We start from the raw sequence: 21,681 nt of genomic DNA on the forward strand, positions 1-21,681 counted from the left end.
GATGGATTATACACTCACCCGCATAGATCCGAACGGTGAGAATGACCGTTATCCCCTGCAAAAACAGGAAATTGTCGCTGACCCACTGGAGCAACATGTCCACCGCAGTGTTTACATGGGCAAACTGGAACACGCTCTGCATGATTTGGTGAACTGGGGACGTAAAAACTCCCTGTGGCCTTATAACTTCGGTCTTTCCTGTTGTTATGTGGAAATGGCGACATCATTTACTGCTGTTCATGACGTCGCTCGTTTTGGGGCTGAAGTTTTGCGCGCGTCACCCCGTCAGGCGGACTTTATGGTGGTCGCTGGAACCTGTTTTACCAAAATGGCTCCGGTTATTCAGCGCCTTTATGACCAGATGCTTGAGCCGAAATGGGTTATCTCAATGGGAGCCTGTGCCAACTCTGGTGGTATGTACGACATTTACTCTGTGGTTCAGGGAGTTGATAAGTTTATCCCCGTTGATGTTTATATCCCTGGTTGTCCTCCCCGGCCTGAAGCTTATATGCAGGCTCTGATGTTATTGCAGGAGTCGATCGGCAAAGAGCGTCGCCCGTTGTCTTGGGTCGTGGGCGATCAAGGGGTTTACCGTGCCAATATGCAGTCAGAAAGAGAACGTAAGCACGGGGAACGTATCGCAGTGAAAAATCTGCGTACACCAGACGAAGTTTAGGGCTTTTAGCCGTACAGCGTAACCAGAGCAATGTGTTGCGATAACAATACCTGATCAAAACAAACACTGATCAAAGCGTTGTGGTGAAGAATGATGATAGATCAGATAGCGCAAGAAAGCGCCCGGCCTGCATGGCAAACTCATGACCATCTTGATGATCCGGTCGTGAGTGAGCTGCGTAACCATTTTGGCCCGGATGCCTTTACTGTTCAGCCAACCCGTACCGGTATACCGGTTGTCTGGGTGAAGCGTGAGCAATTACTGGAAGTAATCACTTTTCTGAAAAAACTGCCTAAGCCTTATGTCATGCTATTTGATTTGCATGGCATGGATGAACGCCAGCGTACTCACCGCCGGGGGCTACCGGAAGCGGATTTTTCTGTGTTTTATCATTTGCTTTCTATTGAGCGTAACCGCGACATTATGTTGAAGGTCGCGCTCAATGAGAAAGATTTGCATCTCCCGACTGCAACGCCTCTGTTCTCAAATGCCAACTGGTATGAACGCGAAACATGGGAGATGTTCGGGATTGTCTTTAACGGCCATCCGAACTTGCGTCGCATTATGTTGCCGCCGACTTGGGAAGGGCATCCGCTGCGTAAGGACTATCCGGCCCGTGCGACAGAATTCGATCCTTTCGAGCTAACCCGGCAGAAAGAAGATCTGGAAATGGAAGCGTTGACTTTCAAGCCGGAAGAGTGGGGAATGAAACGGGGTACCGATAACGAGGACTTTATGTTCCTTAACCTTGGTCCTAACCATCCTTCTTCTCATGGCGCATTCCGTATCATTCTTCAACTGGATGGCGAAGAGATTGTCGATTGTGTACCGGATGTCGGCTACCACCATCGCGGTGCGGAAAAAATGGGTGAGCGCCAGTCCTGGCACAGCTATATTCCCTATACCGACCGTATTGAGTACCTCGGTGGTTGCGTCAATGAAATGCCTTATGTGCTGGCGGTGGAAAAACTGGCCGGTATTGAGGTACCTGACCGGGTGAAAACCATTCGTGTCATGTTGTCGGAATTATTCCGGATTAATAGCCACCTGTTGTATATCTCGACCTTTATTCAGGACGTCGGGGGGATGACCCCGGTGTTCTTCGCCTTTACCGACCGCCAAAAAATTTATGATCTGGTGGAAGCGATTACCGGTTTCCGTATGCATCCTGCCTGGTTCCGTATTGGCGGCGTGGCGCATGATCTGCCACGTGGTTGGGACAAATTACTGAGTGATTTCCTGGACTGGATGCCGAAACGCCTTGATTCCTATGTGAAAGCGGCGCTGAAAAACAGCATCCTAAAAGGCCGTTCTATTGGTGTTGCTGCCTATAATTCCAAACAAGCTCTTGATTGGGGCACGACCGGGGCCGGTTTGCGGGCGACGGGTCTCGCATTTGATGTGCGTAAATGGCGTCCATACTCTGGTTATGAAAATTTTGAGTTCGACGTGCCGATTGGCAATAACGGCGACTGTTATGACCGTGTGATGCTGAAAGTGGAAGAAGTGCGTCAAAGTATGCGGATCTTGAAACAGTGTCTGAAAAATATGCCTGAAGGCCCATTCAAAGCCGATCACCCACTGACGACTCCACCACCGAAAGAACGCACCTTGCAGCATATTGAAACCATGATTAACCACTTCCTGCAAGTGTCATGGGGGCCGGTAATGCCAGCAAATGAGTCTTTCCAGATGATTGAAGCAACCAAGGGTATCAACAGTTACTATCTGACCAGTGACGGCAGTACCATGAGTTATCGCACCCGTGTTCGTACACCGAGTTTCCCTCATTTGCAGCAGATTCCTTCGGTGATCCGCGGTAGCTTGGTTTCTGACCTGATCGTGTATCTGGGCAGTATTGATTTTGTTATGTCTGATGTGGATCGCTAACTATGCAAAGTGAAATTAACGCGAATGCTCAACAGGCGCGCCTTGATGTGGTTAACGTGACAGAATCTCAGGCAAAAGCAGATTTTGTGCTGAGTACCGTAGAGCACGATGAGATTGAGCAGGAAAAACACCACTATGAAGATCCGCGCGCCGTTTCTATCGAAGCATTAAAAATTGTACAGAAATATCGTGGTTGGGTGCCGGATGGTGCCATTTACGCGATTGCTGATGTGCTTGGTATTCCCGCCAGTGATGTGGAAGGTGTGGCAACGTTCTACAGCCAGATTTACCGCCAGCCAGTGGGCCGCCATATTATCCGTTACTGTGACAGCGTGGTTTGCCACATTACCGGTTATCAGGATGTCCAGGCTGCTATTGAAAAACATTTGAAGATCTGTCCGGGGCAGACGACACAAGACGGGCGTTTTACGCTGCTGCCAACCTGTTGTCTGGGTAACTGTGATAAAGGTCCGACCATGATGATCGATGACGATACTCACAGTTCTGTCAAACCTGAAGAGATTGAGACGTTATTGGAGCAGTATCCATGACAGCACATTCAGGAATAAAAGAAATTATCCGTACTGAGGAAACCCACCCTCTTACCTGGCGTTTGCGTGATGACAAACAGCCGGTATGGCTGGATGAGTACCGCAGTAAAAGTGGTTATCGCGGCGCTGAAAAAGCGTTGAAAGGCATGGCTCCGGCTGAAGTGGTTTCTCTGGTAAAAGACGCCGGGCTGAAAGGTCGGGGAGGTGCCGGTTTCTCCACCGGGCTGAAATGGAGCCTGATGCCAAAAGACGAAAGCATGAATATCCGTTATCTGCTGTGCAACGCAGATGAAATGGAACCGGGTACTTACAAAGATCGCCTGTTGATGGAGCAACTTCCTCACCTGCTGGTGGAAGGGATGCTGATCAGTGCGTTTGCCCTGAAAGCTTATCGTGGCTATATCTTCCTGCGTGGTGAATATGTAGAAGCGGCAGTGCATCTGCGTAAAGCCATTGAAGAAGCTAAAGCGGCAGGCTTGCTGGGTAAAAACATTATGGGCAGTGGCTTTGATTTTGAGCTGTTTGTTCATACTGGCGCAGGGCGTTATATCTGTGGTGAAGAGACCGCGCTGATTAATTCCCTGGAAGGCCGCCGGGCTAACCCTCGCTCAAAACCGCCATTTCCCGCCACTTCCGGCGCATGGGGCAAGCCGACTTGTGTCAATAACGTTGAAACCTTATGCAACGTTCCTTCAATTCTTGAATTCGGTAAAGAGTGGTATATCGGCCTGAGTGCAGGCAAGAGTAAAGATGCCGGTACTAAACTGATGGGATTCTCTGGTCGAGTGAAAAATCCGGGGCTGTGGGAATTGCCATTCGGTGTGACTGCCCGTGAAATTCTTGAAGATTATGCCGGTGGCATGCGTGACGGCCTGAAATTCAAAGCGTGGCAACCGGGTGGTGCAGGAACAGACTTCCTGACCGCTGAACATCTGGATCTGCCAATGGATTTTGAAAATATCGCTAAAGCGGGCAGCCGTCTGGGTACTGCGTTGGCAATGGCTGTTGACCACGAAATCAACATGGTTTCTCTGACCCGTAACCTTGAAGAGTTCTTTTCCCGTGAATCCTGCGGCTGGTGTACACCGTGCCGTGATGGACTGCCATGGAGCGTGAAAATTTTGCGGGCATTAGAACGTGGGGAAGGGCAGACAGGGGATATCGAAACGCTGGAGCAGCTCTGTCGCTTCCTTGGGCCCGGTAATACATTCTGTGCTCACGCACCCGGGGCGGTGGAACCACTACAGAGTGCCATCAAATATTTCCGTGATGAATTCGAAGCTGGGATTGTGACCAAAAACTATGGGAATTCCCACCTGATTGCGGGTATTCAACCAAACCTGCTAAAGCAGCGTTGGTAATGGGTTCTTCACGAGATTAGCAGAATTTTTGATTAACACTTGCTGAAAAGCAGGTCACTTGGAAGCATGCTGACTATGGCTACGATACATGTAGACGGCAAAAAATATGATGTAAACGGGGCTGATAACCTGTTACAAGCTTGCCTCTCTTTAGGGCTGGATATTCCTTATTTTTGCTGGCATCCAGCGCTGGGAAGCGTTGGCGCTTGCCGCCAATGTGCGGTAAAGCAATACCAAAACGCGGATGATACGCGCGGTCGTCTGATTATGTCTTGTATGACTCCGGCAATGGATGGCACCTTTATCTCTATTGATGATGAAGAGGCCAAACAATTCCGTGAGAGTGTGGTTGAGTGGTTAATGACTAACCACCCGCATGATTGCCCGGTGTGTGAAGAAGGGGGCAACTGCCACTTGCAGGATATGACTGTGATGACAGGTCATACATTCCGTAAATATCGTTTTACTAAGCGTACTCATCACAACCAGGAATTGGGGCCATTTATTTCTCATGAAATGAACCGCTGCATTGCCTGCTATCGTTGTGTTCGCTACTACAAAGACTACGCTGACGGCACGGATTTTGGTGTCTATGGCGCTCACGATAATATCTATTTCGGTCGTCCGGAAAGCGGCACACTGGAAAGTGAGTTCTCCGGTAATCTGGTCGAAATCTGCCCGACTGGGGTATTCACGGACAAAACCCATTCTGAACGTTATAACCGTAAATGGGACATGCAGTTTGCGCCAAGCATCTGCCAGCAGTGCAGTATTGGCTGTAACACCAGTCCGGGGGAGCGTTATGGTGAATTACGCCGTATTGAAAACCGTTATAACGGTACGGTAAACCACTACTTTATGTGTGACCGCGGTCGTTTTGGTTACGGTTATGTCAACCGCCAAGACCGCCCTCGTCAACCACAGCAACTGCGTGGTGATCATTGGATCGCGCTTAACGCTGAACAGGCCATGCAGGGTGGGGCGGATATTTTGCGTCAGGCCAAAAATGCCATTGGTATCGGTTCACCCCGCGCCAGCTTGGAAAGCAACTTTGCCCTGCGTGAATTGGTGGGGGCGGAAAACTTCTATAGCGGGATTGCGGCTGCTGAACAGCAACGTCTTGATATGATGCTGGAAATTCTCCAGCAGGGTGGCGTTTATACTCCGTCACTGCGTGAAATTGAAAGCTATGATGCGGTGCTGATCTTAGGTGAAGACCTGACTCAGACCGGTGCCCGTATGGCACTGGCCGTTCGTCAGGCAGTGAAAGGCAAAGCCCGCGAAATGGCGGCGGCTCAGAAAGTTGCTGACTGGCAGATTGCCGCCGTGATGAATATCGGCCAGCGTGCTAAATATCCCCTGTTTGTGACTAATGTGGATGATACCCGTCTGGATGATATCGCGGCGTGGAATTACCGTGCGCCAGTTGATGATCAGGCCCGTTTTGGTTTCGCCGTCGCTCATGCATTGGATAACACTGCGCCGGCAGTTGAAAATTTACCTGACGAACTGAAAGCGAAAGTGGAGATGGTTGCGCAGGCACTGATTGGCGCGAAAAAACCACTGATTATCAGCGGCAGTAACGTGGGTAGTGATGCGATCATTCAGGCGGCAGCCAATGTTGCCTGGGCGCTGAAGGATAAAGGTTCAGACGTCGGTCTGTCGTTTGTCGCGATCTATGCGAACAGCATTGGATTAGGAATGATGGAGGCTCAACCACTGGATGTTGCTTTGCAACGTATCAGCAGTGGTCAATCAGATACGGCTATCGTGATGGAAAATGATCTCTATCGACATGCGGCAGCCGATAAGGTCGATGGTGCATTGAACAAGCTGAAAAACCTGATTGTGGTTGACCATCAGCGCACGGCTATCATGGATAAAGCCCATCTGATTCTTCCGGCTGCCAGCTTTGCAGAAAGTGACGGCACGCTGGTGAATCAGGAAGGTCGGGCGCAGCGTTATTTCCAGGTTTTCCAGCCCTCTTTCTACGACAAATCCGTGGTGATGCTAGAGAGCTGGCGTTGGCTGCACTCCCTGCACATGACTTATACCGAATGTCATTTGGATTGGACTCAGCTTGACCATGTTATTGATGCCTGTGTTGAGGTGATGCCACAGCTTAAGGGCATTGTTGATGCCGCGCCTGATTCCACATTCCGCATCCGTGGTCAAAAACTGGCGCGTTCACCGCACCGTTACAGTGGCCGTACTGCGATGTTGGCGAATCTCAGTGTCCATGAGCAGCGTCAGCCTCAGGATATTGATTCACCGTTTGCTTTCTCAATGGAAGGTAACAATAGCCCTGATGCCTTTCGTCAGCAGGTTCCGTTTGCTTGGGCACCGGGCTGGAACTCACCGCAAGCGTGGAATAAATTCCAAGCGGAGGTCGGTGGTCATTTGCGCTTTGGTGATCCGGGGGTACGTCTGATTGAAACAACTGATGGGGGCCTGAACTACTTTGATCAGATTCCGGCGGAATTTTCTGTACAGGATAACCAATGGGTCGTCGCTCCTTACCATCACCTGTTTGGCAGTGAAGAATTAACCCAGCGTTCCGATGTGATTCAGGAACGTATGCCGGAGCCTTATGTGATGCTCAATAACAAAGATGCAGATCAATTGGGTGTGAAAGCAGGTTCTGTTCTGGAGTTTGATTGTTTTGGTCAGCAACTGCGTTTGGCAGTCCGTCTGAGTGAAAAGCTCGCTCAAGGTCAGATTGGCTTGCCAATGGGAATGCCGGGTATTCCTCCGGTCATGGCGGGTGTTTCAGTGAATAATCTGCGGGAGGCAGCACAATGAGTTGGTTAACCCCCGACGTTATTGATGTACTGATCGCTATTCTGAAATCGGTGGTGATCTTGGTGGTGGTGGTTGCCTGCGGGGCGTTGATGAGTTTTGGTGAACGACGTTTGCTGGCGCTGTTCCAGAACCGTTATGGGCCAAACCGTGTCGGTTGGGGAGGATCATTACAGATCGTGGCCGACATGATCAAAATGTTCTTCAAAGAGGACTGGGTACCACGTTTTGCTGACCGGTTGATCTTTACCTTAGCGCCTATTATTGGTTTCTGTTCTCTGTTGCTTGCTTTTGCCATTGTGCCGATCACGCCTAACTGGATGGCTGCGGATCTCAACATCGGCATTTTATTCTTCATGATGATGGCGGGTCTGGCTGTCTACGCGGTTCTGTTTGCCGGATGGGCAAGTAACAACAAATACTCCCTGCTGGGGGCGATGCGTGCTTCTGCACAGACACTGAGTTATGAGGTGTTTCTCGGCCTCTCTTTTATGGGCGTTGTTGCACAGGCCGATTCCTTCAATATGGTGGATATTGTCAACGCACAGGAACACATGTGGAACATCATTCCGCAATTCTTTGGCTTCCTGACTTTTGCTATCGCGGCTGTGGCCGTGTGTCACCGTCACCCATTTGACCAGCCGGAAGCAGAACAGGAACTGGCTGATGGCTACCACATTGAATACTCCGGTATGAAATTTGGTCTGTTCTTCGTTGGTGAATATATTGGTATTGTCACGGTTTCTGCCCTGATTGTGACAATGTTCTTTGGTGGTTGGCATGGTCCATTCCTGCCGCCGTTTGTCTGGTTTGCGCTGAAAACTGCGTTCTTCATGGTGATGTTTATCCTGATACGTGCATCTTTACCGCGCCCGCGTTATGACCAGGTAATGGCGTTTGGCTGGAAAATCTGTTTGCCACTGACCTTACTAAACCTGCTGGCGACTGCGGCAGTGATTTTGTACAACGCTCAATAAGGGGGGAATGAACCATGACATTGAAAGAGTTAGCGGTTGGTTTCGCCACCCAGGTACGCAGTATTTGGATGATTGGCTTGCATGCCTTTCATAAGCGCGAAACCCAAATGTATCCTGAAGAACCGGTTTATCTGCCACCCCGTTACCGTGGCCGTATTGTATTGACCCGCGATCCGGACGGCGAAGAGCGTTGTGTTGCCTGTAACTTGTGTGCGGCAGTTTGCCCGGTCGGTTGTATCTCGCTGCAAAAGGCCGAACATAAAGATGGTCGCTGGTATCCAGAGTTTTTCCGCATTAACTTCTCACGCTGCATTTTCTGCGGTCTGTGCGAAGAGGCTTGCCCGACCACCGCAATCCAGTTAACACCGGATTTCGAAATGGCGGAGTTTAAACGCCAGGATCTGGTGTATGAAAAAGATGACCTGACGATTTCAGGGCCAGGTAAATATCCTGATTATAACTTTTACCGTAAGACAGGTATGGCGATTGACGGCAAATCAAAAGGTGAAGCCGACGACGAAGCAAAACCTATCGACGTTAAAAGCCTGTTGCCGTAAGGAGCGATATTCATGGAGTTTACGTTTTATACCGCTGGGTTGGTTGCGATATTGGCAACCATCAGGGTGATTACACATACCAATCCGATACATGCGCTTTTGTATTTGATTGTTTCTCTGCTGGCACTTTCAGCGGTGTTTTTTTCGCTGGGGGCTTATTTTGCGGCGGCGTTGGAGATCATCGTTTACGCTGGGGCCATTATGGTGCTGTTCGTTTTCGTAGTGATGATGCTTAACCTTGGCAAATCTGTTGTTGAGCAGGAGCGTATCTGGCTGAAACCGCGCACTTGGGTTGGCCCGGGCCTGCTGTCAGCCGTGTTGCTTGTTGTGCTGGTGTATACCATTGTCAACGTTTCTCATGGTGATATTGCCGACAATATCACGGGTGAAGTTGTCAGCGCCAAAGAGGTGGGTATCAGCCTGTTTGGTCCATATGTGCTGGCCGTTGAACTGGCGTCTCTGTTGTTACTGGCCGGTATGGTGGTGGCTTATCACATTGGTCGTGAACACAAACAGGGTGAAGTGCTCAGTAACCGAAATGCGGAGGAACAACCATGATACCTCTTCAACATGGACTGATTTTGGCGGCAATCCTATTTGTGCTGGGCCTGACTGGGCTCATCATCCGTCGTAATCTGTTGTTTATGTTAATTGGGCTTGAAGTGATGATTAATGCTGCGGCTTTGGCTTTTGTGGTGGTAGGCAGCTATTGGGGGCAGCCAGATGGTCAGGTGATGTTCATTCTGGCGATTAGTTTGGCTGCGGCAGAGGCGAGTATTGGCCTGGCGTTGTTATTGCAGCTTTATCGTCGTCGCCAGAGTCTGAATATTGATACAGTCAGTGAGATGCGCGGATGAACTTACTCTATTTAACAATTCTGCTGCCACTGCTGGGATTTTTGCTGTTGGCATTTTCCCGTGGCCGCTGGTCTGAAAATACATCAGCCACCATCGGGATTGGTTCTGTTGGTCTGGCTGCGTTGGTGACTTTGTGGGTTGCTATTGATTTCAACAGCCAAAATGGGGCGGGTGATCTGGTTTACAGTCAAAACCTGTGGAACTGGATGGAGGTCGGGGATTTCAGTATTCCTTTCACTCTGGTTCTTGATGGTTTGTCTCTGACCATGCTGAGTGTGGTCACTGGTGTCGGTTTCCTGATCCACATGTATGCCTCATGGTATATGCGCGGTGAAGAGGGGTATTCCCGTTTCTTCGCTTATACCAACCTGTTTATCGCCAGCATGGTGATACTGGTTCTGGCAGATAACATGATGCTGATGTATCTCGGCTGGGAAGGGGTGGGGCTGTGCAGCTATTTGCTGATTGGCTTCTATTATACCAACCCGGCAAATGGTGCAGCGGCAATGAAAGCCTTTGTCGTTACCCGTGTGGGCGACGTCTTCCTGGCTATCGGCATGTTTATTTTGTATGACAATCTGGGAACTCTGAACTTCCGCGAATTGGCGGTTTTGGCTCCGCAACATCTGGAAGCCGGTTCTTCGGTGATGACTTGGGCGACCCTGATGATATTAGGGGGAGCAGTCGGTAAATCAGCTCAATTGCCGTTACAAACTTGGTTGGCTGATGCGATGGCTGGCCCGACGCCGGTTTCTGCGCTTATTCACGCCGCAACGATGGTGACCGCCGGGGTTTATCTGGTTGCTCGCAGTCACGGTCTGTTCTTGATGGCACCAGAAATCCTGCAACTGGTTGGGACTATTGGTGCTATCACTCTGGTGTTGGCAGGGTTTGCTGCGTTGGTACAAACCGATATTAAACGTGTATTGGCTTACTCAACGATGAGTCAGATTGGCTACATGTTTCTGGCGTTGGGGGTTCAGGCGTGGGATGCGGCAATCTTCCACCTGATGACGCACGCATTCTTTAAAGCGTTGTTGTTCCTGGCGTCGGGTTCCGTCATTCTGGCCTGTCACCACGAGCAGAATATTTTCAAAATGGGTGGATTGCGTAAATCCATTCCGTTGGTTTATGCCTGCTTCTTGGTCGGTGGCGCGGCGCTATCGGCGTTGCCAATCGTCACGGCGGGTTTCTACAGTAAAGATGAAATTCTGTGGGGGGCAATGTCACATGGTCATATCAACCTCATGTTAGCGGGGCTGGCAGGGGCGTTTATGACCTCTTTGTATACCTTCCGTATGATTTTTATCGTGTTCCACGGTGAGGTGAAAACCAAAGCGCACCCTGTTAAAGGGATTACCCATCATCTGCCATTACTGGTATTGCTGGTGCTTTCCACCTTTGTGGGCGCACTGATTGCGCCCCCATTGGCGGGAGTGTTGCCGGAAGATCATGCCACCAGTGATACAGGTAAAATGATGCTGGAAGTGGTTTCTGGTGTGGTTGCGGTTGCGGGTATTTTGCTGGCGATGGCACTGTATTTGGGTAAACGTCAGTTGGTGAATAGTGTGGCACAAAGTGCTCCGGGACGCTTCTTTTCCGTATGGTGGTTTAATGCCTGGGGCTTTGATGTTCTGTATGACTGGGTATTTGTTAAGCCATTCAAGAGCATTACCCATGTGTTACGGAACGATCCGCTAAATTCACTGATGAATATTCCGGCTGTGTTATCTCGTTGGAGTAACAAAGGTCTTAGCCTGAGTGAAAACGGACAAGTCCGTTGGTACGTTGCCTCTATGGGGTTGGGTGCAGTGCTGGTTTTAGCTCTGCTGCTACTGGTTTAATTTAAGGGACATATTGCGCTATGTTATTACCTTGGCTATTACCTTGGTTAATTCTTTTGCCCTTCATCGGAGGTTTGCTGAGTTGGCAGACTGAACGCTTTGGTACCCGTGTACCGCGTTGGATCGCGTTAATTTCGATGGGGTTGACTCTGGTGCTCTCACTGCACTTGTGGTTGCAGGGCGGCTATACCCTGGCTAATCCGCAAGGGATCCCTCAATGGCAATTAGAATTTCTTATGCCGTGGATCCCACGTTTTGGTATCAGTATTCACCTTGCTTTGGATGGCTTATCCTTGCTGATGGTCGTATTGACTGCGCTGTTGGGGCTGATGGCTATTCTTTGCTCATGGACGGAAAACCAGCCGTATCAGGGCTTCTTCCACTTGAACCTGCTGTGGATCTTGGGTGGTGTAATGGGGGTGTTCCTCGCTATCGACATGTTCCTGTTCTTCTTCTTCTGGGAAATGATGTTGGTACCGATGTACTTCCTGATTGCATTGTGGGGACACAGAGGATCAGGTGGTAAGACCCGTATCACTGCGGCGACCAAATTCTTCATTTATACCCAGGCGAGCGGTCTGGTGATGCTGATTGCGATTATGGCGCTGGTACTGGTGCACTATAACGCGACGGGCGAGTGGACATTCAGTTATGAGAAATTGCTGAATACACCAATGTCACATACCGTTCAATACCTGCTGATGTTGGGTTTCTTCATCGCCTTTGCCGTAAAAATGCCGGTTGTGCCTTTGCATGGATGGTTACCGGATGCTCACAGTCAGGCACCAACTGCGGGTTCTGTTGACCTGGCGGGTATCTTGCTGAAAACGGCGGGTTATGGTCTGTTGCGTTTTGGCTTGCCACTGTTCCCGGAAGCTTCTCATGAGTTCACACCAATCGCCATGTGGCTGGGGGTACTTGGGATCTTCTATGGTGCCTGGATGGCATTCAGCCAGACAGATATCAAACGCCTGATTGCTTATACCAGTATCTCGCATATGGGATTTGTGTTGATAGCGATTTACTCTGGCAGCCAGCTTGCTTACCAGGGGGCGATTATTCAGATGATTGCTCATGGTTTATCAGCTGCGGGCCTGTTTATTCTCTGTGGTCAGCTCTATGAGCGCTTGCATACCCGCGATATGAATCTAATGGGTGGTTTGTGGCGGCGTGTGCAGTTTTTGCCTGCGTTGTCGCTGTGCTTTGCTGTTGCGACACTGGGGATGCCGGGAACCGGTAACTTTGTCGGTGAGTTTATGATTCTGTTTGGCAGTTTTAGTGAATACACGTTAATTATCACGATCTCTGTATTCGGCTTGGTTTTCGCCTCTGTATATGCCCTGTATATGATGCAGCGTGCTTATTACGGAGTGCCAAAATCAGATGAACCACTAAGACGGATGGATATGCGGGAAATATCTATTGTCATGTTGCTGTTGATATTACTGGTGGTGATGGGCTTCTACCCACAACCTATCCTTGATACTTCAGCGGCAGCGATGGATAACATCCAGACTTGGTATTCAGCTTCAGCTTCAATTTCAACTACAAGGCCGTAATTCGCCATGACAATAACTCCTCAACAACTGATCGCGCTGTTACCGCTGTTGATCGTCGGATTGACGGTAGTGGTTGTGATGCTGTCCATTGCGTGGCGACGCGATCACTTTATCAATACCACGCTGACCGTAGTAGGTTTAAATCTGGCTCTGTTGTCCCTCTACTTTGTTGGACAGCAGGACGCGATGGATGTTACTCCACTGGTTCATGTGGACGGCTACGCTATGCTCTATATCGGTCTGGTACTGATTGCGAGTCTGGCAACTTCTACTTTCGCCTATTCCTGGCTGGAAAATTATCCGGACAACAAAGAAGAGTTCTACCTGCTGGTGCTGATTGCGACCGTGGGCGGTATTCTTCTGGCTTGTGCAAACCATCTGGCATCATTGTTTATCGGTATTGAACTGCTTACTTTGCCGCTGTTTGGTTTGATTGGTTATGCATATCGTCAGAGACGCTCTCTGGAAGCGGCGATTAAGTACATGTTACTGTCGGCGGCGGCATCGTCTTTCATGCTGTTTGGTATCGCGTTGCTCTATGCGGAATCTGGCGATCTCTCTTTTGCTGCACTGGGGCATCGTTTGTCTGACAGCTATATCTATCAACCGTTAATACTGGCAGGTTTGGGTATGATGGTTGTTGGTCTTGGCTTCAAATTGTCGCTGGTCCCTTTCCATCTTTGGACACCGGATGTTTATCAGGGGGCACCTGCACCCGTTTCTACCTTTTTGGCAACCGCCAGTAAGATAGCGATTTTCGCTGTGGTGATGCGTCTGTTCGTTGAAGCGCCGATGGCGGACAGCGAAGCGTTGCGTACGGTATTAACTGTCATTGCGATTGCTTCTATGCTGTTCGGTAACTTGATGGCGCTGACTCAGACGAGTATCAAACGCCTGCTTGGTTACTCTTCTATTGCTCACTTAGGTTATTTGTTAGTGGCATTGGTAGCGGTACAAAACCATCAGCTTTCAGAAGAAACCGTGGGTATCTATCTGGCGGGTTATCTGTTTAGCAGCATCGGTGCGTTTGGTGTCGTTAGTTTGATGTCCAGCCCATATAAAGGGCCGGATGCGGATTCCCTCTATTCATACCGTGGTCTGTTTTGGCATAAGCCGATTTTATCCGCGGTCATGACGGTGATGATGTTGTCACTGGCGGGTATCCCAATGACGCTGGGATTTATTGGTAAGTTCTATGTGATTATTGTGGGTGTACAGTCTGAACTGTGGTGGCTGACTGCGGCAGTGGTTCTTGGCAGTGCTATCGGCCTTTATTACTATCTCAGAGTGATGGTCAGTCTGTACTTACACGCGCCGAAAGCCCCTAATCGTGATACACCGAGGAATTGGGCCTTAACTGCTGGTGGGATGGTCGTTCTGATTTCTGCATTATTGGTACTGGCGCTGGGTATCTGGCCTCAGCCACTGATTGATGTGGTACAACAAGCGAAAATCATTCTCTAAATAGTCAGTCGATTGTGATGAATTATTTAGAATAATCCAAACCCGGTAAGGTTGTCCTTACCGGGTCAGTTTTGAAAAGATTTGGGTTATAAAAATAAAATCTTCTATTTGTTAAAATAGTTTCGTCATATGATTTTAAGTTTTCGCTTAAAATCATGTCTATTTAAATGAGGTTTAAATAAATCAGTAAATTCATTTAATAATGTTTTATTACAGTAAAATTAATCAGCCAGAAAGATCATAATGATTAAATGGATATTTAAGCGTTAACAGAGTGCGAAAATAGCTTTGAAAAATAACGATATAAATTTATGTTAGCGTTAAATTACATTAACAGTATAAAAGTAGGTATGATTTAAATAAAACCGCAAGAAAGCAATGTAATTAATTAGGGTGAAACAGTGAAAAATAAGTTTAAAAGGGCAGGTTTAATGTGTTGTGGTGTTGCATAATAAATGCAATGTAATAATGATAAAAGTAATCCAGTTTATATTTGTTTGAATCATTTGTTTGCATATTTTGTCCTGTTTTTCTTCCCGTTATTTTATTCAGATAAAAACATTTTCATATGAATTTATTTTTCAGTAAAGCTGATTGATAATAATTTACATGTATTAACCTATTTATTTCAACATTAATACAAAAATAATTAATCCTGTAAGTTATAAAAATATTACATTATTATTTTTATGAACTAGACTATGATTGGTTCCAATGGATAGAGTTATCTGCATGATAATATAATATATTGGTTATGTAAGAAAATTATTTGATTTGAGAGGGGTATATGAGTCAAAGAAATGATTTTAAAACGTTTTCTACTAGTAATAATGCTAATGTGGTGAGTCAAGAAAAATATGAAAAAAATCAGAGTTTACAGGTGGGATTTCCTCCGGAAAATATTTCTACTCATGTATTAAATAAGGCATTACGTCAATCATCAACAATAGCCTCTGTGGTGGCTAATTTTATCGCGACACAATCTGGTGATGATGTTTTGGATGATGGTGATATAGCTAAACTCACTACCCAACTAAATCGAGCGTTAAAACAAATAGTCACTGATAGCAACGTGCCAAATAGTCGGAAAATAAATGGTAAGACATTGACTGAGGATATTAATCTGAATGCGAGTGATGTGGGGGCATATACTCGAGCAGAAGTATATACACGAGCAGAGGTAGATAAACTGATTAAAACAACCAGTGAAATTCCCGTTGGGGCCCCTATTCCTTGGCCGTTGCCCCATCCACCTATCGGCTATTTCACTTGTAATGGCTCCGCTTTTAATAAATTACAGTACCCAAAGTTAGCCAAAGCTTATCCTAGCGGTAGATTGCCCGATTTAAGAGGCGAGTTTATTCGTGGCTGGGATGATGGGCGTGGCGCTGATAATGGGAGAACATTATTATCCTGGCAGGAAAGCTCTACAATATCTTCATACGCTGGCTTATACACAGATAATAGGATAGCGCATACCTTAACGAACATGGACGGCTCAGCATTCTATAAGTCAACTTATCACCAATATAAAGCACCAGCAAGCAGTGTTCTTGTTGAAATGAATAATTTACGGCTCAGACCTCGCAATATCGCATTTAACTACATCGTAAAGGCAGAATAATAATGACACAAGAAAATATCTTAGATTCAGAAACCGCTGTATTAGGTGAAGATGGATTAGCGATTCAAGCCGGTTGGATAAAGGTTTATCATGCTGATCTTTATTCGAAAGAATTTGCTGGAACTAATTTTGAATATATTGCAGAAGGAGTAGGTTTATCTGCGCGTTCTTACCTTGATGCGCCAAACTTTCCTGATGCTGATAATATGGCAGTGCGTCGCAGTGAAGATGAAAATTATTGGGAAATTGTGCCTGACCATCGTGAAAAAATAGCTTATAACCTGCAAACAGGTGCTCAACAAAAAGTTATTGAACTGGGTGAATTACCAGAAATGTTAACATTCAAACAACCAGCCACTGATTTCGACAAATGGGACGGTGAAGAATGGGTAACAGACATTGAATTACAAAAAACCAGTCAGATTAAACAGGCAGAACAGCAACGCACTTCCTTTCACCAACAAGCGAATGAAGTCATAACAGTATTGCAATATGCGGTTGAAACTGAAATAGCATTGGAAGCTGAAAAAGCGTTATTACTGGATTGGAAAAAATATCTGGTATTATTAAGCCGAGTTGATATTTCATTGGCTCCAGATATTAGCTGGCCTGAAAAACCTCAATAATAATATTAAAGTCATATTGCCTTTAAATATTGATACAAAGCTGTCTTTTAAATCAGTATCTTGGATTAATCAAAGCTCGTATAAAAACGAGCTTATCGTTATATTATAAATAATTTGTATAAATTATGGGGGAAGTATATGAACAAAAAAATAATTTTAAAGATTTTCCTATTAGTAACAATGCTAATGTGGTGAGTTAAGAAAAATATGGAAAAATCAGAGTTTACAAGCAAGATTTCCACCAGATAATCTCTCTATTACTGTATTAAATAAAGTATTACGCCAATCATCAATAATAGACTCTGTTATCGCTAACTTTATGAAACACAATCTGGTGATGATATTTGGGATGATGGTAATATAGCTAAACTCACCGCCTAATTAAATCGAACATTAAAACAAAAAGTCACAGCAGAAATTCCCGATGCCTCATTGACACAAAAAGGCGTTGTTCAACTGACCAGTGAAATTGGCGATAACGACACATTGGCTGTGACACAAAATCTGGCACAAGAAATCATGTAGTGTCTAATAAAACCGGCCCCCCATTTAGGCGATAAGATTACCACGTTAAAAGAGGTATTCAATGATAAGACAACGCCGTACATTTGCTACAGAGTTAAAGCGTGGTACTGCTAGTTTGGTACTTGACCAAGGCTACCACATTGCAGAAGCCGTTAAGTCACTTGGTGTTAGTGAATCGGCGCTGGGTTGAGCAGCTTAAACAAGAGTGAGGTGGTGTGATACAGAAGGCTAAAGCCCTGACGCCAGAGCAGCAGCGCATTCAAGAACTGGAGGCTAGACTAAAAAAGGCGACTGTTCTCTTGATGTCGGATAAATTAGAACGTACATGCTGACAGACTCGTTAAGAGAGTATGAAGCGGTGGAATTGGTCTGTGATGTGTTTAATGTTGCCGCCAGCAGTTATTACGAACACAAGCATTGCAGCAGAGCAGGCTGACTCATGTTGAACGGTTAGAGTAGCGTAGTAAAATCAAAGCATTATTTAAAGCAAGCCGCTACTGAAACTGTAATTTAAATTGTGTAATTGCCTTTTTTATTCAGTTTAATCATCATGATATATTATGTTTTATCTACGTTGATTATACTCACTTTTTATCTTTATCGACGTTATTTTACTGGTTCAAATCAGCCTGTAAATAGCCAGATGGTATAAAAATATTCTTTTGTATTTTTTCCGATAATATTCTTTTTAACTCTCTGTTAATAGTTTTAATGGAGTTCGATTAAACGCAATTTACTGTCCTTCTGAAAATCACGTTTATTGAGTTTAATCTGCCTTTTATATAAAAGCTTTAATCTCTATGTTCGTGTTTTTAAAGGGTCCCGATAGATTAGGTAAATGTAAAATAAACAGAGGATAGCATTGCCGACAAACACATTAAACATGGATGTGGATAGGCTGTTTTTAGCTACTCTGTATCTTTTTAAAAAGCAGGTATTAATGGAGTACCTATTTTTTAACCCTTAACTGATTAATCACCGATAAAAATGAACTTATGATTGTTAAAAAAGGGAAATACAGGTAAAAAGATAAAATGAATACTGTTAAAAAGGTGATATAGAGTGAAGCGATTCTCATTTCGAGAGTTTTCTTGTTTTTTAATTAAAAACTTATTTAATGAATGATTTTCATTGAGCCATTTTTATAAATATAATCGTTTTTCTATTTACTTCTTTGTATTTAAATTTTTCCATTTTCATTAAATTGATACTCGGATTTTCTCGTTTTTCCTTTTTCTTGTATTTGATTTTTAGGTTTAAAACCAAAAGGAATAATAAATATACTAATGGTATTAAAATCAAAGTCGATTTCTTTAATCATTTTTAATACTGATAAATGCGGCAAATTCGACTAATAAGTGCAATTTTTCAGAATGGCGGTCAGTTGCTATAGTTATTTTTTCGCTATGCGGTTAACTCTGTTAAATGCTTTAATATAATCTCATGTTTTTGTTACTTCAATTAACCCACATTGAAGCGCTGGCCCTGGCCCAACTGGTTAAGCGGTTGTGTTGGTCTGAGATACGGGCCTGTGCGGTGAATGACGAGGAAGCGTATCAGATTAAGGATGTCATCGGTAAGCTCCAGTCGGCACTGGCTTACTGTAAATATTCACCCCGGTAGATCATCATTCAGGCCGGAAGATCACAGAGATCTTCCGGTTTTTTATATTATCGTAGCGGTAACGGTAAACGACTGGTCAAGGGCCTTAATTGCTCTCTATCATCCCACAGTCCCGGAAACACCTCGAATTTCAGGTCATCACGGTTAATACCGGTATCAAAATAGCGACACAGACGTTCTGCTAACTCTTCATGTGACCACATATTGGTCAGTTCATATTTTTCAATGAGTTCCCGATCTTCTGGTAAGGTTAAGCCTTCTTTTAATACGGGTGCCAGTGTGGTTCCGATATTACCCTTAGGACCGATATCAATCAGTTTACCGCCCATAAATAAAAAAGAATTTTTATCCCCAAGATAATGATCACCATCGAATGAAGAATAAGGTTTTATCCAGTAATTATTATAGGATTGAGTATTAGGAATAACTGATTTGTCTTTAATTTTATCTGGCATCAATTTATAAACAGCATTGACAACTAAAATCCGAAACAAAATAGGCACTTGATTTAAATAAATATTTTTCCATACTCCATCTGTATTACAGATATCATAAAACTGCATTTCTACACTATTAAGCATCTGTCCAATGGTATACAGATTATCCCTCAGTTTAATATTAACCAGATGGTTATGCTTCCAGACAATTCGTTTCACCATTTAATCAACACAGCCGTCAGCAACGGCTGCCTCCTTTGCCGTTGCGTTTAATTGTTTGACCCAGATTTTCAAATCGCCGTTGTTCTAGTCCACGAGCAGTATCTTTACCTGCTTGAGAATAACCTTTATAGATAACTTCAGGTGGTTCACCACCAAAGCGCTCAAAATTGCTGCCATAACGGTAATCCAGCACTCTTGAACCCGGATGCTGCCCCTGCTTACTGGCATAGCCCACATACGGTTTGCCGGTTTCAGCATCAATACCCTGATAGGTGATATGCGTTGCCGTTTTAGGATTGCCCGCCCAACCTAAAGGGTCGATCCATGTCATCGGATTCGGCGCATAGGTATACAGATTCAGACCCCCGGCTAATCCAATCGGATCAGGCGTTATGAACCGACCTATTTCAGGTGCACAATACCGATAAGTATTAAAATGCAGCCGGTTTACTCGTATCATCCTGATACTCGCCCTTTCAGGGTAGCGCTGCGCGCTATTCAAATTTATTTCCAACAAATTTGTCTTTGTCAAAGCATTGTCCCGCATAGCGCAGGTTTTGCCGGAAGCCAAAGCCCTTCGATGGTAGATCATCAGTCAGACCGGAAGATCACAGAGATCTTCCGGTCTGCGGCTCAATCTAGAAAATCATCTTCTTCGAGATAGTAGATCACAGCTTCTAACAGCTCATCACGGGTGGCGTTGGGATGATGCTCTAGTTTGTTATTGATGATGGCTATGAATGTTTGGTATTCCAACCAGCCTTTATACTTATCTTCCATTTCATCCATGTCCTCCAGCTCATCTTCTGTTTCTGGCAGATAATAGGACGCTTTACTGATATAATTACTTTCATTCACAAAGCCAATATCAACAAAAAAGCACCACGCTTCATCAAGTTCTTTATATACTTTTAATAATCCGTCAAAGCCATTGATTATTTTCATTTTTTCCTCTTAACGACATCCATTGCCACCACCCCACTTTTTACGGCCACCTGAACCATCGGGGTGATAAATTTTGTGGTAAGACTTATGATCATTGTAATCAACTAAGCTCAACTTGCCCGGCTGATTCTCATGATGCCAAGTCATGTCCTTAGGTGCTGTAGGTTTAAAATTACCCCGGCTGCTAGGCTGAACATGCTTAGCTACATTTGGGTACTTAGTCTGCATTTCACGTCTGAATGCCGGATCGCGCTGCATTCTTTCGTACACAGATTGGTTGCCCCGTTTAAAGTGCTGACCATCAGATAACTGATATTCAGATGGATTCAGAGTATGTTCATGGAAGACATGGTACTTCCCTAAACCCCGTTGTCCCTCACCCTTGTATAACCCCCACGGATCGATCCAACTCATTGGGTTAGGCGCGTAAGTATATAAGTTTAATCCCCCTGCTAATCCAATCGGATCTTAGGGACTATCCCGACGCCATCATACGGCTGAGCGGACCTTTCCCCCTGATTTAGCCGCCTTTTTCTTCGCCGGCTTTTCCCACCCTGTTAAAGAACATATCAACTCGCCCCGACGGGCACTTTCCCGATGTTAGCGCATTTTTTCCCCGACGTCAGCGCCGGGTTTCGGCCCGCTTTGCCTGCCAGAACCGGGTTTTATCAGGAACCCGTGGCGGCGGTGCAGCTTGTCTGCGCCGCTGACGCGGGTTGGCCGGGTGCGGGCTGGCGAAGCCCGCTTATCGACGGGGTTCAGCGGGGAGCCCCCGCCCGCGGGGGCGGACGGGGCGGAGATGGCGAGTACGGGAACGAGCAAGGAGCTTGCGACTGCGAGCCGGACGCAGCCAGTGCAGCAGGGTTGGGTGGGGGCAATAAACCGCGGCCAGCTTGCTGGCCTGCCTTCAGGGCCGTTGACCTTGACGGCCTGACCGGCAACGGCTTAAGGCAGATGTTAACACCGGAGCCGCCAGGGAGGGCGGCGACTGCGGCGGTGGGATTTTGCACTGCGGCTGACAGCGGAAGGCGTCCGCCTTGCGCGCCTTTGGGGCTGAGAGGCCCCACCCGGCGGCCAGCCGCGCACCGGGGCTGAGGTAACCGCGCAGCGCCCTTCGGTGGGCGGCGCCGACATAATGTACCAT

19 protein-coding genes and 3 pseudogenes are annotated in these 21,681 nt (G+C 46.3%); 17 read left to right on the plus strand and 5 right to left on the minus strand.

The annotated features are described in order from the left end of the window. The first annotated feature begins 1 nt into the window (after position 1). From ACUN2T_RS09835 to ACUN2T_RS09910, 16 genes and pseudogenes are all read left to right on the plus strand, one after another. Positions 2–676 carry a NuoB/complex I 20 kDa subunit family protein gene (locus tag ACUN2T_RS09835; protein WP_021325722.1) on the plus strand — a complete coding sequence of 225 codons (675 nt, stop codon included), beginning with the start codon at positions 2–4 and terminating at the stop codon, positions 674–676. A gap of 90 nt (positions 677–766) precedes the next feature. Then, a complete protein-coding gene (nuoC, locus tag ACUN2T_RS09840; RefSeq protein ID WP_445497306.1) occupies positions 767–2,566 on the plus strand; it encodes an NADH-quinone oxidoreductase subunit C/D in 1,800 nt (599 codons plus the stop codon). Between the two features lie 2 nt (positions 2,567–2,568). After that, the gene (gene nuoE / locus ACUN2T_RS09845) at positions 2,569–3,117 is read left to right on the plus strand and encodes an NADH-quinone oxidoreductase subunit NuoE (protein WP_445497307.1); all 549 of its coding nucleotides are present in this window, start codon (positions 2,569–2,571) and stop codon (positions 3,115–3,117) included. Continuing rightward, entirely contained in the window at positions 3,114–4,478 is a 1,365-nt protein-coding gene (nuoF, locus tag ACUN2T_RS09850) for an NADH-quinone oxidoreductase subunit NuoF (protein ID WP_445497308.1), read from the plus strand. The genes nuoE and nuoF overlap by 4 nt, the downstream gene beginning before the upstream one ends. Positions 4,479–4,553: 75 nt before the next feature. Further along, positions 4,554–7,280, plus strand: a complete 2,727-nt coding sequence (nuoG, locus tag ACUN2T_RS09855; protein WP_445497309.1) for an NADH-quinone oxidoreductase subunit NuoG — start codon at positions 4,554–4,556, stop codon at positions 7,278–7,280. Continuing rightward, entirely contained in the window at positions 7,277–8,254 is a 978-nt protein-coding gene (gene nuoH, locus ACUN2T_RS09860) for an NADH-quinone oxidoreductase subunit NuoH (RefSeq protein WP_445497310.1), read from the plus strand. Before nuoG ends, nuoH begins: the two co-directional genes overlap by 4 nt. 14 nt (positions 8,255–8,268) lie before the next feature. Then, on the plus strand, positions 8,269–8,811 hold the full coding sequence (nuoI, locus tag ACUN2T_RS09865; protein ID WP_445497311.1) for an NADH-quinone oxidoreductase subunit NuoI: 543 nt from the start codon (positions 8,269–8,271) through the stop codon (positions 8,809–8,811). Between the two features lie 12 nt (positions 8,812–8,823). Beyond that, the gene (gene nuoJ, locus ACUN2T_RS09870) at positions 8,824–9,369 is read left to right on the plus strand and encodes an NADH-quinone oxidoreductase subunit J (protein WP_445497312.1); all 546 of its coding nucleotides are present in this window, start codon (positions 8,824–8,826) and stop codon (positions 9,367–9,369) included. Beyond that, complete coding sequence (nuoK, locus tag ACUN2T_RS09875) at positions 9,366–9,668, plus strand: NADH-quinone oxidoreductase subunit NuoK (protein ID WP_036843392.1); 303 nt, start codon at positions 9,366–9,368, stop codon at positions 9,666–9,668. Before nuoJ ends, nuoK begins: the two co-directional genes overlap by 4 nt. Then, a complete protein-coding gene (gene nuoL, locus ACUN2T_RS09880) occupies positions 9,665–11,512 on the plus strand; it encodes an NADH-quinone oxidoreductase subunit L (RefSeq protein ID WP_445497313.1) in 1,848 nt (615 codons plus the stop codon). Before nuoK ends, nuoL begins: the two co-directional genes overlap by 4 nt. A 20-nt stretch (positions 11,513–11,532) precedes the next feature. Then, complete coding sequence (gene nuoM / locus ACUN2T_RS09885; protein ID WP_445497314.1) at positions 11,533–13,071, plus strand: NADH-quinone oxidoreductase subunit M; 1,539 nt, start codon at positions 11,533–11,535, stop codon at positions 13,069–13,071. A gap of 6 nt (positions 13,072–13,077) precedes the next feature. Then, entirely contained in the window at positions 13,078–14,535 is a 1,458-nt protein-coding gene (nuoN, locus tag ACUN2T_RS09890; RefSeq protein ID WP_445497315.1) for an NADH-quinone oxidoreductase subunit NuoN, read from the plus strand. Between the two features lie 787 nt (positions 14,536–15,322). Continuing rightward, complete coding sequence (locus ACUN2T_RS09895; RefSeq protein WP_445497316.1) at positions 15,323–16,159, plus strand: phage tail protein; 837 nt, start codon at positions 15,323–15,325, stop codon at positions 16,157–16,159. Between the two features lie 2 nt (positions 16,160–16,161). Next, positions 16,162–16,785, plus strand: a complete 624-nt coding sequence (locus ACUN2T_RS09900) for a tail fiber assembly protein (RefSeq protein ID WP_445497317.1) — start codon at positions 16,162–16,164, stop codon at positions 16,783–16,785. Positions 16,786–17,217: 432 nt separating this feature from the next. Then, complete coding sequence (locus ACUN2T_RS09905) at positions 17,218–17,310, plus strand: tail fiber protein (RefSeq protein ID WP_445497318.1); 93 nt, start codon at positions 17,218–17,220, stop codon at positions 17,308–17,310. Positions 17,311–17,371: 61 nt separating this feature from the next. After that, positions 17,372–17,725: pseudogene (locus tag ACUN2T_RS09910) on the plus strand (transposase); the annotation flags it as partial. Positions 17,726–18,490: 765 nt separating this feature from the next. On the opposite strand, the gene ACUN2T_RS09915 reads toward ACUN2T_RS09910, so the two are convergent. Further along, the gene (locus tag ACUN2T_RS09915) at positions 18,491–18,631 is read right to left on the minus strand and encodes a hypothetical protein (protein ID WP_445495071.1); all 141 of its coding nucleotides are present in this window, start codon (positions 18,629–18,631) and stop codon (positions 18,491–18,493) included. Between the two features lie 122 nt (positions 18,632–18,753). Here ACUN2T_RS09915 and ACUN2T_RS09920 point away from each other — a divergent pair, with 122 nt between their 5' ends. Continuing rightward, positions 18,754–18,933 (plus strand): DUF7706 family protein, encoded by a 180-nt coding sequence (locus tag ACUN2T_RS09920; RefSeq protein WP_445495070.1) that lies wholly within the window; start codon positions 18,754–18,756, stop codon positions 18,931–18,933. A 47-nt stretch (positions 18,934–18,980) separates the two neighbouring features. Here ACUN2T_RS09920 and ACUN2T_RS09925 read toward each other — a convergent pair whose 3' ends face one another. The 4 genes and pseudogenes from ACUN2T_RS09925 to ACUN2T_RS09940 all read right to left on the minus strand — a co-directional run. After that, positions 18,981–19,496, minus strand: coding sequence for a hypothetical protein (locus tag ACUN2T_RS09925; RefSeq protein WP_445497319.1), 516 nt, complete (start codon positions 19,494–19,496; stop codon positions 18,981–18,983). Positions 19,497–19,893: 397 nt separating this feature from the next. Continuing rightward, a pseudogene (locus tag ACUN2T_RS09930) lies at positions 19,894–20,034 on the minus strand (RHS repeat-associated core domain-containing protein); the annotation flags it as partial. A 191-nt stretch (positions 20,035–20,225) separates the two neighbouring features. Continuing rightward, entirely contained in the window at positions 20,226–20,537 is a 312-nt protein-coding gene (locus ACUN2T_RS09935) for a DUF7716 domain-containing protein (RefSeq protein WP_445497320.1), read from the minus strand. A 9-nt stretch (positions 20,538–20,546) separates the two neighbouring features. Continuing rightward, a pseudogene (locus tag ACUN2T_RS09940) lies at positions 20,547–21,005 on the minus strand (HNH endonuclease); the annotation flags it as partial. Between the last annotated feature and the right edge of the window lie 676 nt (positions 21,006–21,681).

The organism is Photorhabdus machadonis (assembly GCF_052657765.1).